12 protein-coding genes and 1 pseudogene are annotated in these 13,951 nt (G+C 59.5%); 5 read left to right on the top strand and 8 right to left on the bottom strand.

Translation table 11 applies throughout. The annotated features are described in order from the left end of the window. Positions 1–225 (bottom strand): annotated as a pseudogene (locus I3J13_RS16350) (branched-chain amino acid ABC transporter permease); the annotation flags it as partial. Between the two features lie 61 nt (positions 226–286). Between I3J13_RS16350 and I3J13_RS16345 the strand changes: the two are divergent. Both I3J13_RS16345 and I3J13_RS16340 read left to right on the top strand, forming a co-directional pair. Beyond that, entirely contained in the window at positions 287–838 is a 552-nt protein-coding gene (locus I3J13_RS16345) for a CGNR zinc finger domain-containing protein (RefSeq protein WP_196379458.1), read from the top strand. Continuing rightward, positions 835–1,347 (top strand): hypothetical protein, encoded by a 513-nt coding sequence (locus I3J13_RS16340; protein ID WP_196379457.1) that lies wholly within the window; start codon positions 835–837, stop codon positions 1,345–1,347. The genes I3J13_RS16345 and I3J13_RS16340 overlap by 4 nt, the downstream gene beginning before the upstream one ends. Positions 1,348–1,665: 318 nt before the next feature. Here the strand turns inward: I3J13_RS16340 and ndk are convergent, their stop codons facing one another. Both ndk and I3J13_RS16330 read right to left on the bottom strand, forming a co-directional pair. After that, the gene (gene ndk, locus I3J13_RS16335) at positions 1,666–2,088 is read right to left on the bottom strand and encodes a nucleoside-diphosphate kinase (RefSeq protein ID WP_003496769.1); all 423 of its coding nucleotides are present in this window, start codon (positions 2,086–2,088) and stop codon (positions 1,666–1,668) included. Between the two features lie 103 nt (positions 2,089–2,191). Beyond that, complete coding sequence (locus I3J13_RS16330; RefSeq protein ID WP_020813408.1) at positions 2,192–2,887, bottom strand: glutathione S-transferase family protein; 696 nt, start codon at positions 2,885–2,887, stop codon at positions 2,192–2,194. A gap of 259 nt (positions 2,888–3,146) precedes the next feature. On the opposite strand from I3J13_RS16330, the gene I3J13_RS16325 reads away from it, so the two are divergent. Further along, positions 3,147–4,193 carry a GGDEF domain-containing protein gene (locus I3J13_RS16325; protein WP_196379456.1) on the top strand — a complete coding sequence of 349 codons (1,047 nt, stop codon included), beginning with the start codon at positions 3,147–3,149 and terminating at the stop codon, positions 4,191–4,193. A 69-nt stretch (positions 4,194–4,262) separates the two neighbouring features. Next, positions 4,263–6,146, top strand: a complete 1,884-nt coding sequence (locus I3J13_RS16320; protein ID WP_196379464.1) for an ABC-F family ATP-binding cassette domain-containing protein — start codon at positions 4,263–4,265, stop codon at positions 6,144–6,146. Between the two features lie 35 nt (positions 6,147–6,181). On the opposite strand, the gene I3J13_RS16315 is transcribed toward I3J13_RS16320, so the two are convergent. Both I3J13_RS16315 and I3J13_RS16310 read right to left on the bottom strand, forming a co-directional pair. Beyond that, complete coding sequence (locus I3J13_RS16315; RefSeq protein WP_196379455.1) at positions 6,182–8,122, bottom strand: EAL domain-containing protein; 1,941 nt, start codon at positions 8,120–8,122, stop codon at positions 6,182–6,184. A 111-nt stretch (positions 8,123–8,233) separates the two neighbouring features. After that, a complete protein-coding gene (locus I3J13_RS16310) occupies positions 8,234–9,448 on the bottom strand; it encodes a diguanylate cyclase (protein ID WP_196379454.1) in 1,215 nt (404 codons plus the stop codon). 309 nt (positions 9,449–9,757) lie between these two features. Between I3J13_RS16310 and I3J13_RS16305 the strand changes: the two genes are divergently transcribed. Further along, on the top strand, positions 9,758–10,684 hold the full coding sequence (locus I3J13_RS16305) for a Gfo/Idh/MocA family protein (RefSeq protein ID WP_196379453.1): 927 nt from the start codon (positions 9,758–9,760) through the stop codon (positions 10,682–10,684). Between the two features lie 31 nt (positions 10,685–10,715). On the opposite strand, the gene I3J13_RS16300 is transcribed toward I3J13_RS16305, so the two are convergent. From I3J13_RS16300 to I3J13_RS16290, 3 genes are all read right to left on the bottom strand, one after another. After that, positions 10,716–11,744, bottom strand: a complete 1,029-nt coding sequence (locus I3J13_RS16300; RefSeq protein ID WP_196379463.1) for a sensor domain-containing diguanylate cyclase — start codon at positions 11,742–11,744, stop codon at positions 10,716–10,718. 205 nt (positions 11,745–11,949) lie between these two features. Beyond that, entirely contained in the window at positions 11,950–12,399 is a 450-nt protein-coding gene (locus I3J13_RS16295) for a DNA polymerase III subunit chi (protein ID WP_003520745.1), read from the bottom strand. A gap of 25 nt (positions 12,400–12,424) precedes the next feature. Next, positions 12,425–13,918 (bottom strand): leucyl aminopeptidase, encoded by a 1,494-nt coding sequence (locus I3J13_RS16290; RefSeq protein WP_196379462.1) that lies wholly within the window; start codon positions 13,916–13,918, stop codon positions 12,425–12,427. Between the last annotated feature and the right edge of the window lie 33 nt (positions 13,919–13,951).

The raw sequence follows: 13,951 nt of genomic DNA, 5'->3' as shown, positions 1-13,951 counted from the left end.
CGCCCCCGCCCCGAGCGCCAATGTTGCCGGCAGAACCAGCCACAGCCGGTTCCAGCCGAAATCGGCAAATAACAGGCAGGTCTGGCCGGCAAAGGCGAATATGGCGCCATAGGTGACATCGGCGCGTTTGGTGACCGAAAAAGCGATGGCATAGCCAAAGGCCAGAACCGCATAAAGCGAGGCGACCGGCACGGCATTCAGCAATTGTTGCAGGAAATAGGCCAAACGCGTCCTCCCGCCATGATTATAACTGTTAAAACCAATTTTGACAGTTATAATATGCAGCATGACCTTTCGCTGGACAGAACATCGTTTCGCAGGCGGCGCATTGGCACTGGATGTCGCCAATAGCGTGATCCTGCGCTCGGATGCGGCAAAATCAGTCGACCGTTTTGCCGTGCCGGCGCAGATCGCGGCCTTTGCCGAAGCGGCTACAAGGCTCGGTGCGGAACGTGACAGGTTTCCCACGCTCATCGCGCCCGAGGCGGAAAAGCAGGCGGTTTTTCTCGATCTTCGCGAGGCTGTCGACGATTATTTCCGCGCCGCCATTACCGGCGGCGACGATGGCGACGGCAGGCTGGCCGGGCTTCTCTTCGCCTGCGGCACGGCGCTGCGGACGTTTCCGCTTGCCGAAAGCCTCGGCAACGCCACCGCCCATTCCGCCCTCTCGCTGCTTGCCGGTGAGACAAAGGAGCGGCTGCGGATCTGCGGCAATTGCGGCTGGCTTTTCATCGACCGCAGCAAGAACAGAAGCCGGATCTGGTGCGATATGGCGGTTTGCGGCAACCGGCAGAAAGCCAGCCGGCACTATCACCGGAAGAAGGACGTGCGATCATGAGAAGAATTGCCCTTCCCTTGCTGGCGATTGCGGGAATGCTCGCTCTTTCAGGCTGCCAGCGGGACGAACCGCGCGAAGTGGCGAAGGTTTCCGGCCGGATGTTCGTTTTCAACTATCGCGTCGCCATCGCCACCTATTTGGTGACCCTCCAGCGCATCGCGCCCGTTCGCGAAGGCAGCACGGTGGAAGCGACGTTCGAAAACCCGCGCGGCGGTCCAGACCTCACCAGCCGCGAGAAGATTTTCCCGAAAGACGAAAAGATCACGGTTCAGAGCCCACCGGTGGAATGTGTGAAGCAGGACCGGCCCTATAAGGTCACCATCCGCATCAAGGGGCCGGAAGGCGACATCCTTCAGACCATCGAAACCACGATCCGCTCCGACACCGACCAGTCGCTTCTTCCCGCCAAGCCGCTGGTGGTCGGCCCGCTTTATACGCCCAATCCGGAGGTGTTCAAACCGGATGGCACGACGGATATGCGACCGGTTCAGGGGTGTCCGGCGTCCTAACAAAAAATTGCAGCCTTAGGCTCAGTTCTCTGTAGGGGGTGGCAAACCTCTCTTCCGTCATGCCGGGCTTGACCCGGCATCCAGCCGCCGCGCGTCTGCGTGGCGTAAGAGTCTTTGCGATCAAGGACTTGATCGCGCTGGACCCCGGATCCAGTCCGGGGTGACGGAGTATGAAGTGAGGTCTCCGCAGAAACGCACTATCTTGCAGGCAGCGCTCCAAAACAAAAAAACGGAGCCTTTCGGCTCCGTTTCTTCGAGTCTTTTCAGCAGCTTCACACAATCGCCTGCAACAGCGATTCAAGCCGTTGAGATATTGAATCAGCCGACGATTTCCGTTTCGGCGAACCAGTAGGCGATTTCCTGTGCGGCGGTTTCCGGAGCGTCGGAACCGTGAACGGAGTTTTCGCCGATGGAGAGCGCGAAGGTCTTGCGGATGGTGCCTTCAGCGGCCTGGGCCGGGTTGGTGGCGCCCATGATTTCGCGGTTCTTCAGGATGGCGTTTTCGCCTTCCAGAACCTGAACGATGGTCGGGCCGGAGGTCATGCCTTCAACGAGTTCGCCGAAGAAGGGACGCTCTTTGTGAACGGCGTAGAAGCCTTCGGCTTCGCGCTTGCTCATCCAGACGCGCTTGGAGGCGACGACGCGCAGGCCGTTGTCTTCAAATACCTTGGTGATCGCGCCCGTCAGGTTACGCTTGGTTGCGTCCGGCTTGATCATCGAAAATGTGCGTTCAATCGCCATATGTCCGTTTCCTTTTCCTTCAGAGAAAGTGGGCGGTCTTTACCCGCCCAAAGGCCCGAAAACAAGGGGGATCGACGAGATTGCGACGATGATGCCAGACATTTCACGCCGCTGTCACACTGCGGCCTCTCGCATCGTAGAGATCGAGGCAGCCTTCGAACCAGTCCCGCACGGGGTCGTTATCGGCGAACAAATCCGCCCCGGTGGTGATCCGCGCCCATTGCAGCGCGCCGAACACGATGTAATCCGCAAAGAGCGGCGATGTGCCGCCGATGAAAGGCTGGAAGCTCAGCATACGCCGGATCGGCGCAAGCAATGCCGGAAAGGCTGCGATTTCCGCCTCGCGGTTCGCCACCACATCCTCGAGCGGGCGGCCGAGCGCTTTCGTGCGGCTATCGCGAAAATAACGGCGGTCCGGCTCGTCCAGCATATTATGGATATCGAGCACGGCGATGCGGACGATGGCCGGGTGAAGCACCGTCTGCGACCAGCTTTCGACGAAACGGGCCATGGCCTTGCCGCCCTCGCCGTTAAACAGCGACGGGCGCTCGGGGTAAGCCTCGTCCAGGTAAAGCGCGATTTCAAAACTGTCGCTCACCAGCTCGTCACCGTCGCGCAGGATCGGCACGGTCTTCGAAAACCCGTCCTCCACCGTCGGGATCACCGTGAAGGGTAAAGGCCGCTCCTCGAAATCCAGCCCCTTATGCGCCAGCGAAAGCACGGTTTTCCAGCAATGGGGAGAAAATGGCCGGGAAGTATCGCTTCCGCATAGCGAATAGAGCGTTCTGGAAGTCGTCATGGGCTGCCCCTCTTCTGCAACATCGATGAAGCGATATAAAAACGGTCGCCGCCCGAAATCAAATCAGGATTTGTCATATTATCGATCAAGGAACGCTTGGGGGGACACCCGCCTTCCGCAACGCGGAATTTATGCTTCGTGACGGCAAAATTCTTCGTGGATTTATTCTATTTTAAACCGTCGCTTGTAAGAATAACGCCGTTCAACAATCGGTTATCGCCGGTCCATTCATAATAATCCATTGCTATTGGGGCTGTCAGTGACGACATCGGCGGGCGATAAAAAACGCGAACAGGCAAGAAGCGCTCTTGTCGTTACCAAGATCACGCAGTTCATCGCCAAGATGAACATTGCACCTTTGCCGCGCAATTATGAATTGATCTATGAAATATTGTCCGGACACAATCCGGCCATGGGCCGTGACATTCTCGCGCTCGGCAATGCGCCGCAGCAGCATGAAATCGACCTCATCGGCCAACGGCACAATCTGCCCGGCTTTTCGCGCATCGAAGCCGAACAGATGGCAAGCGAGGCCTTCGATACACTGACGCAGATTTCCGCGCGGCTGGATGCAAGCCTTCAGCGCACCGAAACTTTCCTGGCCAGCCTTGAGCAGGATGAAGATGGCGAGCCGCCCGCAACGGAGCGCTTCGTCGATTTGCTGGGCGATATCCACGAAGAACAGACGAGCCTTCGGCATTTCATCGCCATGGGGCTGGTGAAAATCCGCGAGGTTGAAAGAAATCGGGGGGAGCTTCAGGCCGCCTCGCTGCGCGATGCGCTAACCGCGCTTCCCAACCGGGCTGCTTTTCTTGAAAAGCTCGGCGGCCTGTTTTCAAAGGACCGCGCCGCCTCCGCCACCACGCTCGCGCTGCTGGATATCGACCATTTCCGGGAGATCAATGGCAAATACGGCTCCGCCGCCGGCAACAAGGCGCTCAGAAGGCTTGCCGCCCTGTTTCGCAAGACCATCAAGAAGGACGATTTCGTCGCCCGTATCGGTGGCGATGAATTCGCCTTCCTGTTTGCCGGCGTGCCGCAGAACACGGCCGAGGCCATTGCCGAGCGGTTGCGGCAAAGCGTGGAGGCGCTGCGTTTCGTGACGCAGGAAGGAGACGGTGAACATCTGACCGTTTCAATCGGCGTCGCCGCGGTGGATGGAACCGCAACGCCCGCCGAATTTTTCAGCCATGCCGAACTCGCTCTGCTTTCGGCCCGCTGCGGCACCCGCAACTGCGTCGTCGGTTATTCGCGGGAGGTGGCGCAGCATAGCCGCAGCAGCTATCTGGCGCAGCTCGGCGATTGACACTTTAATCTCGCCCGATGTGGCGCGGGCGCTCTTGCCTTGGCCAGACAGTTCGGCCAAAACGGCGCCATGATTACGATTACCGATCTTTCCGCCCGTATCGCCGGGCGTCTGCTTCTCGACCATGCCAGCGTGACGCTTCCCGCCGGTGTGAAGGCGGGCCTTGTTGGCCGCAATGGCGCCGGCAAATCCACCCTGTTCCGGGTCATCACCGGCGATTTCTCGGCGGAAAGCGGTTCGGTGACAATCCCGAAACAGGCGCGCATCGGCCAGGTGGCGCAGGAAGCCCCAGGCACCGAGGAATCGCTGATTTCCATCGTGCTTTCGGCCGACAGGGAGCGCAGCGCGCTTTTGGCCGAGGCGGAAACCGCAACCGATCCGCACCGTATCGCGGAAATCCAGATGCGGCTCGTCGATATCGACGCCCATTCGGCGGAAGCGCGCGCCTCCAGCATTCTTGCCGGCCTCGGTTTCGATCACGAAGCGCAGCTTCGCCCGGCCTCCTCCTTCTCCGGCGGCTGGCGTATGCGCGTGGCGCTCGCCTCCGTGCTGTTTGCAGAGCCCGACCTTTTGCTGCTCGACGAGCCGACCAACTATCTCGACCTCGAAGGCACGCTCTGGCTGGAGGATTATATCCGGCGTTATCCGCATACCGTCATCATCATCAGCCACGACCGCGATCTTCTCAACAATGCCGTCAACTCCATCGTGCATCTGGACCAGAAGAAGCTGACCTTCTATCGCGGCGGTTACGACCAGTTCGAGCGGCAGAAGGCCGAGGCCGACGAATTGCAGATGAAGGCGAAGGCGAAGAACGACGCCGCGCGCAAGCACCTGCAAAGCTTCATCGACCGTTTCCGCGCCAAGGCCACCAAGGCGCGGCAGGCGCAGAGCCGCATCAAGGCGCTGGAGCGCATGGGCACCGTCGCCGCCGTGATCGAGGATCACGTCCAGCCGATCACCTTCCCGGAGCCGGAAAAGCAGCCCGCCTCCCCCATCGTCGCCATCAATGGCGGGGCTGTGGGTTACGAGCCGGGCAAATCCATTCTGAAGCAGCTCAATCTCAGGATCGACAATGACGACCGCATTGCGCTGCTCGGCTCCAACGGCAACGGCAAATCCACCTTCGCGAAATTCATATCCGGCCGGCTTGCGCCACAGGCGGGCGATCTTCGCGTCGCCCCTGGCCTGAAGATCGGTTTCTTCGCGCAGCATCAGCTCGATGACCTCGTGCCGGATGAAACCCCGGTCGAACATGTGCGCAAGCTGATGCCGCTGGCCCCGGAGGCGCAGGTGCGCTCCCGCGTGGCGCAGATGGGTCTCGCAACCGAAAAGATGGCGACAGCGGCAAAGGACCTTTCCGGTGGCGAAAAGGCCCGGCTGCTGATGGGACTTGCGGCCTTCCATGCGCCGAACCTTCTCATCCTCGACGAACCGACCAACCATCTCGATATCGACAGCCGCCGTGCGCTGATCGAGGCGCTGAACGATTACAGCGGCGCGGTCATCCTCATCTCGCACGACCGCCATCTCATCGAGGCGACAGTGGATCGGCTGTGGCTGGTGGCTGACGGCACGGTCAAGATCTTCGAAGGCGACATGGAGGAATATCGCGATCTCGTCGTTTCCTCCGGTAAAAAGAAGGAAGACAAGACCGACGCCGTGGCCGATCAGGCTTCCAAAGCCGATCAGCGCAAGGCAAGCGCGGAAAAGCGCGCCCAGCTCGCGCCGCTCAAGAAAAAGATCAATGAAATCGAATCCCTGACGGCAAAGCTTGAGAAAACGATTCAGTCGCTCGACGCCGAGCTGGCGGATCCCGTCCTATACGAAAAAGCGCCCGCCAAGGCCGCACAAAAAGTGAAGGAGCGCGGCGAGGCCGCCGCGAAGCTTTCGGATGCGGAGGAGCAATGGCTGCTGCTTTCGAGCGAATATGAAGAAGCAATGGCGGGGTGATGCGCGACTGCGCTTTCGGTTGAACTGGAAATGTCCTAGGCGCATGCCCTGCGCGGTTGCAGGCGGTCGAGCGGTACGGCGGGGGAGTAAAGATAACCCTGCCCGAAGCGAATGCCCATCTGCATGAGGAGCCGGCTCTGTTCCTCTGTTTCTATGCCTTCCGTCACCAGCTTTGCGCCGTAACGCTCCGCACTCTCGAAGGCGAGCGCAATGGCCTCCCTGAACCGCGACTGGTCGAGCCTCGATGTCATCCAGTGATCGATCTTGACCTCTTCGAACGGGAACCGCGCCAGCAAAGTGAGGGCGGCATAACCGGTGCCGAAATCATCGAGCGCCAGCCGGACGCCTGCGGCAATCAGCGTATCGAAATTCTGCTGTACGACATCGGTGGTCGGTATCCTGCTCATCTCCGTCACTTCGATAGAGAGGCGGTGCGCCGGCACCGCCATTTCGTGCAGCAGCGCCACGACACGATCTGCGAAATGCGCGCTCGTAAAGGACGAAGCGGAAATATTCACCGCCAGATGAAAATCCGCCTCAAGGCCGTGCAGGTCGCGAAGATCGCGCACGACGGCTTCGATCGTCGACCATTCGAATTCCACCAGCAGCCGATGGCGTTCGGCGATCTCCAGCACATAATAAGGCGAAAGCGCCTGCCCCCGCGCATCGACCGCGCGCAGGAGCGCTTCGGCGCCGATCATCCGGCGATTGCGCATTTCGAATTTCGGCTGATAACAAATGGGCGGCGTGCCGGATTTGATCCAGTTGACCAGCATCTGCCGCACCGCCTCGTCCCGTGTCGCTTTCTCGGCAAAGGAGAAGGGGAAAATCTGCACCGGATGATCGCTTCCCTTCAGCGCGAGGCTGAGGTGCCTGAGGAAGGAGGCTACGTTCTGCCGGGAAAGCCTGTCCAGATTCGCCGCACCGATCTTGAGATGCGGCACCGGCCCCGCCTCCGCCGAGCGGCAAAATGCGCTCAACCCGTCATGCAGATGCATCATGAGTTTCGCACTTTCGGACTTCTCCAGCGAAATCCCCCGCATGACGACCGCAAGTGTCGTATCGCCGAACATGAAGCTGCAGGGCGTATTGGATCTGCACAGCAGGCCGTCTTCCCGGTCGCAGATTTCCCGCGCCAGCCTCGGCCAGAAAAGATCGCTCCAGTCCTCGCCCTCGCAGGCGGCGACATCGGCAATATTGACGATCTCGATCAGAATGAGAGCGTGCGGAACGGCCGGCTCCTGCCGCATCGTCGCTTCTATATGGTCCTTGAGGGCGCGCCGGTTGGGCAGGCCGGTCAATGAATCCGTCCGCGCTGCCACCTCGCGTTGCCTCGTCTCTTCCCGCGCCCGCGCCTCGCTGCGCAGAAGGATGAACAGGCAGAAGATCATCGGCAGGCCGACGGCGACGGCGCCTAAGGTTCGGCGGCCTATTGCACTCAAAAACAGCGACTGGTCGACAAGCCCAAGGGCGAATGAGACAGAGACGGCAAGCAGCACGGCAATGAACCTGACCGCGAAGACGGTGAGAATATCCCGAATTCCCAGATCGGCGAGGCGGCGCTTGCGCATCCAGCCATACATGACGATGCCGCAGGCCGAAATGACGACCATGTCCTGCAGGGCCGCAAAAAACAGCACGGGACCGCCGAACACGAAACGCCCCGCTGCCACGAGCGACAGGCTGATCAGCCCGCCCTGCCAGGACCCCAGCACCCCGGCCAGAAACAGCAGGTCGGAGCGGATATAGGGCTTGGAGGGCAGCTTGATGAACTCGGAAACCAGCAAGGTCAGCAGAAAGCCCGCCATTCCGAAGACGATGCCGTAATAGACTTTGTAGCGATGATCCTCGAGGGCAATGTTTCGCCGCAGAAGGATAAGCACGGACACCATGCCAACCACGGCGGCCGCCTGAAGCAGCAGGAATGGAAGCTCGGCAGCCGATGCTGCCGCTTGTGCGGCGATCAATTCCATCATCTGCATTCCCCGGTTATTATTTGTTCTGGCGCCGGCATTCCGGCACATGGCCTTCACAAATCCTGCTTCGTGCAGGACAGAATTTATAACACATCGCCCGACCTTCAGGGCCTAAGCCGATATTGCAGCTTCGACGCCGCAAAGCTCCGCTGGTCCGATAATCGTCGCCATATTCCCGGAGGCGAGCACCAGCCGGTCGCGGCCCAGACGCTTCGCCTCGTAAAGCGCCATATCGGCCCGGTTCACCATCTCGTATATGATTTCCCTGCCGTCACCGGAAACGGCAATGCCGAGGCTGACCGTGACGATTTCCCGCCCGTCTGGACGGTTGAGATGGGGTATGGCCTCGTCGATCACGGCCAATCTGAGCCTTTCGCCGATGGCGAGCGCGGCGGAAACAACGCAATTGTCGAGCAGAACCACAAATTCCTCCCCACCATAGCGTGCGACGAAACTTCTGTCGCCATCGTCCTTCCGCAAGCCGCCGCGCAGCCTGCCGGCGATCCTGCGCAGGCAGTCATCGCCAGCCAGATGGCCCTCCGAGTCATTATAATTCTTGAAATAATCGACATCGATAAGGATGAGCGCGCGGGGCCGGCCGCTGCCGCCCGAAGCCTCGCTCGCCGCCTCGTCAAAGCTGCGGCGGTTGCGAATGCCGGTGAGCTGGTCGGTATTGGAAAGCTGCTGAAGCTCGTGATTTGCGTTCTGGATCCGCTGTAGCAGCGTCTTTTCACGCAGCGAGGCCAGATAGTCCCGCCTTTCCACCTGCTCGATGCGATAGGCCGCAAACAGCGAGACGGCGCTGATCCCGACCGAGCACATGATGGCCGGTATTCTGGCCACCTCGCTCGTCACGGCGACATATTGCATGCCACCGATGAAAACCGCCATGCAGCCGACCGTTCCGAGGACAGCAAGCGGAAACGGCTTGCGATGTATCGTATTCATGTAGAGGACGACGGTGACGATGCCCATGTAATATTCGCTCGCCGAGGCGGTCTTCGCACTGGCATATATGTACATCAGCGACGCCACGACCAACATGCAGCCCAGCCCGTGCAGAACCTCATGCGCCACAGCATCGGCGCGCGCCCTGAGCGCATAATACCGGGCTGGAAAATAAAGAAACAGAAGCGGCGTGATGACAAGCAGGCGGACCGTCAGATCCAGCCAGATGATCTCCGGCACCAGATTCATGTCCACAAACACGTAGAGATTGTAGAGGATGGCGCCGAAAATCAATCCATATGTATTGAATTGACGGCTGCTTTCATTGACTTTGCGAACGAAGCCGGACGAACGGTCATCTTCAAGTAAAATCACCACGCACCCGCTCTTCAAAAATCTACTCAAGCGAAATCTAAAATTATTATGGATATTCTCAGAATATAACTCAAAAAATCAATATTAAAACCACTCAATAAAGAAAAATAACACTTTAAATTACGGAAAAATATTTGTAATCGTCGAATATTACATCATCAAAGAATACACATGTCGAAATTTGTTATGACGTTACCGCTTGAAAAAAGACGTTCCCGGTGGAAACGATCACCTTGCTCCTTCGGTCGTTTCTGCTAAAAACTTGTAAAAATCACACTTTATCCCATGCAGCACTCACACGGGTTCCACTTCATGTCAGCCACCAAGCTTGCCATCGTCGGCGTCGGCAAAATCGTTCGCGACCAGCATCTTCCCGCCATTGCAGGCAATCCGGATTTTGAATTGATCTGCACCGCAAGCCGCCACGGCACCGTGGACGGCGTCGCTTCCTATGGCACCATCGAAACCATGCTGGAGGCTGTACCTGCTATCGATGCGGTGTCGCTGTGCATGCCGCCACAATATCGTTACGAGGCGGCCTACGCGGCGCTGAATGCCGGCAAGCACGTCTTCCTCGAAAAGCCGCCGGGCGCCACCCTTTCGGAAGTGCAGGATCTCGTCCGGCTGGCGGATTCGAAGGGCCTTTCGCTGTTTGCAAGCTGGCATTCGCGTTATGCCCCGGCGGTCGAGGCTGCGAAGGCGTTTCTGGCTTCCACGAAAATCGACAGCGTGCATGTCATCTGGAAAGAGGATGTGCGCCACTGGCACCCGAACCAGGCCTGGATCTGGCAGGCGGGCGGTCTTGGCGTGTTCGACCCCGGCATCAACGCGCTTTCGATCATCACCCATATCCTGCCGCGCGCGCTGTTTCTGACCAAGGCCACGCTGGAATTCCCGGAAAACCGCGACGCCCCGATTGCCGCCGACCTGCATTTTTCCGATGTGACGAAAACGCCCGTCCATGCCGAATTCGACTGGCGCCAGACCGGCAAGCAGAGCTGGGATATCGTTGCCGAAACGGCGGCGGGACGAATGGTGCTTTCGGAAGGCGGCGCAAAGCTCTCGATCAACGGCGAAGAAAAACTCTCCCAGCCGGAACGGGAATATCCGGCCCTTTACGAGCGTTTCTCGGAAATCATCAAGGCAGGCCGCTCCGATGTTGATCTTGCGCCGCTGACCCATGTGGCCGACGCCTTCCTGCTCGGCCGCCACAAATTTGTGGATTCCTTCTACGACTGAGAAGCAGAAACGCTTTCCGAAGGACAATGCCTCAAAGGGCGCGGCTGACGAAACGGTCGCGCCCTGATTTTTTGGCCTGATATAGGGCTTCGTCGACGCTGCATAGCAGCGTTGCCCGGTCTGCACCCGCCTGCGGAGCAAGCGCGCCGCCGATGCTGAGGCGGGCGTCCACCTCCTGCCCGTCCACGTCAAAGGGGTTCCGGAAAGCGGCCAGAAGCCGGTCCGCCAGCCCGTTCATGACATCGGGAGCGTCGGGCCGCGGTATAAAGATCGCGAATTCATCGCCGCCCATGCGCACGACGATGTCCTGCTTGCGGATTGCCTTGCGAATACGTCCGGCGGCGGCGGTCAGAACGCGGTCGCCGGCAGGATGGCCGAACGTGTCGTTGATGGTCTTGAAACCGTCCAGATCAAGATAAAGGACACCGAAGGCCTCGTTTGCACACAGGGCCGCGCCGAGCTGGCCATCGACAATCGCCTCCAGCGCCTTGCGATTATAAAAACCGGTCAGCGGATCGGTCATCGCCGCATCACGCAATTCGCGTTCGGCCAGGCTCATGGTGAAATTGGCTTTTTGAAGCCGCAGCAATGCAGCCGCCAGCAACGCGAAATGTCTGAGATTGTCGATTTCGACGCGGGAAAAATTTCTCGGCACCGTATCGACCAGACAAAAGGCGCCAACAACAAGACCGGGCTCAAGTTCGATCGGCGCACCCGCATAGGAACGCAGCTCCGGCCCCCCTTTGACATAGGACATGAAGCGGAAATGCGGATGCTCGGTCAGATCGGAAATCACCACCACATCCTGCTTGGCAATGACGCGGTTGCATATCGACAGATCGCGCGGGCATTCCGACAGTTCCATTCCGGCCTGCTCGGCGATATGAAGCCAATCCTCATCGACAATATTGACCGCCGCACGCGCCACGCCAAAAACCCCCTGCCCCAGTTGCGACAGCACTTTCAGCTCCGGCATCTCGGCATTCTTGAAAGACATGATCGACCGCACCGCAACCAGACGCTCGGTTTCTCCCTCCGGTCGCGATATCGCCTGTCCCATACTCATGTCCTTCTGCTGTTGCGTTACAGGAAGCCGCCCGAGGCAGAGCAGGTCAAACCAACCGCCTTGGTCGAAGCGGAAGCCCATTCCGCTGCGTTTCCTTTGGGCGCATAATGCAAAAACCGGCAATTGACGCCACGTGCGAATTTTTGCCGGTCTGTTTGCGTATGGAACCAATCGTGGGGACGCCCAATCGGCGGTGCGATCAGGCCTTCTTCTGCCAGCGGCCTTCAGGCGACTGCTGCCAGTAGGTCAGGGAATGCCCCTCTGTTTTCAGCCTTTTCCAGTGATTCCGCGCCATTTCGAGCTGGTAGGCATCGTATCCGTCGAACATGAACACGATACGTTCATAGGCTTCCACCGCCGGCGGCTCGGCGCCATCGACGAGAAAGCGGACACTTGCCGCATTGGCATTCTCGTCCGACGCCGTCAGGAGAATCGGCTGGTTTTGCGGTGCGGGCGAAGTATCGGTGGCGTGCGGCAGGAAACTGTCGTCACGAAAGGTCCACAGATGCGTATCGAGAAAATCGCGGCGCTCCTCGCCCACCGTCTGGATCGCGACTTTCCAGCCGCGTTCCAGCGATTTCTCGAGCAAGGGCGGCAACGCATCCTCCAGCTTCGATTCCGTCAGATGGTAAAACAGAATTTCAGTCATCCGCAGACGTGCCGCTCCGCTCGTTTCAATCTTCGTAATGGGCGCGAACGAGTTCGTTCAGCAGCCGGACGCCGTAGCCCGATCCCCATGACTGGTTGATCTCGGTCAGCGGCGACCCCATGGCGGTGCCGGCGATATCGAGATGCGCCCAGGAGGTTTCGCCCACGAAACGCTTGAGGAACTGCGCGGCGGTGACGGAACCCGCCAGACGGCCCGAGCTGTTCTTCATGTCGGCGAATTTGGAATCGATGATCTTGTCGTAATCCTTGCCGAGCGGCATGCGCCACAGTTTTTCGGCCGTCACATCGCCCGCCTGCGTGAGGCGTGCTGCAAGCTCGTCGTCATTCGAGAAAAGACCGGCCTGAAGATTGCCGAGCGCCACCGTGATCGCGCCCGTCAGCGTGGCGAGGTTCACCATGAATTTCGGGTTGAAGCGATCCTTGGTGTACCAGAGCGCATCGGCCAGAACCAGCCGGCCTTCGGCATCGGTATTGATGATCTCGATGGTTTGGCCGGACATGGAGGTGACGATATCGCCCGGACGCTGGGCATTGCCGTCAGGCATGTTTTCCACGAGGCCGATGACGCCGATTACATTCGCCTTGGCCTTGCGGGCGGCGAGCGCATGCATCAGGCCGGTCACGGCGGCGGCCCCGCCCATGTCACCCTTCATATCCTCCATATTGAGGCCGGGCTTCAGCGAAATGCCGCCGGTATCGAAAACGACGCCCTTGCCGACGAAGGCAATCGGTTCATCCTTCTTGTTGCCGCCGTTCCACTGCATCACCGCAAGTCTGGGCGGGCGCGCCGACCCCTGCGCCACACCGAGAAGCGCATTCATGCCGAGCTTCTTCAGCTCCTTCTCGCCAAGGATTTCCACCTCGACGCCGAGCTTGCGCAGCTCCTCCGCCTTCTCGGCAAATTCGACGGGGCCGAGAGCGTTCGGCGGCAGGTTGACGAGATCGCGCGCCAGGGTAACACCGCCCGCAACGGCCTCGGACACGGCAAAAGCCTTTTCCGCTTCCTGATGGGCGGCCGTGACGATGACGATCTCCACCTTCTTCGGCGTCTTCTCTTCGTCGGACTTTTTCTTGGTCTTGTAGGCATCGAAGCTATAGGCGCGCAGCAGCAGGCCAAGCGCGAAATCCGCAGCAGCCTGCGCACCGACCTCTACGCCCGGCGCATCGAGATAGATGACGACCCTGTCCGCCTTCTTAAAACTGGCGGCGGCGGTGCCGCCGGCGCGCAGCCAGTCATGGGCGACCAGCTTCGACGGCTTGCCGAGGCCGATGACGAGCAGCCGGTCGGCGGCGGAACCCTGCGGCGCGATCACGTCGAGCGTCGTCATGGACTTTGCGGAAAAGCCCGAAATCTTCGCCGCCCTTTCGATCACACCGCCCGGATCGGCCTCGGAGGCGCCGGCGACGGCCTGCGCCTCACCCGAGGCCTGCAGCACAACGGCGAGCGCGTTTTCAAGCGCGGCGGAATTGGCGAAAGAAATATCGAATTTGGCGGACATGTTTTCCTGCTCTTCTTCTATGACTTGCACGAT

The organism is Agrobacterium leguminum (genome assembly GCF_015704895.1).
Taxonomy (GTDB): Bacteria; Pseudomonadota; Alphaproteobacteria; order Rhizobiales; family Rhizobiaceae; genus Agrobacterium; species Agrobacterium leguminum.
The sequence above is the reverse complement of the archived record's forward strand: the minus strand, read 5'-3'. Positions and strand labels throughout refer to the sequence as shown.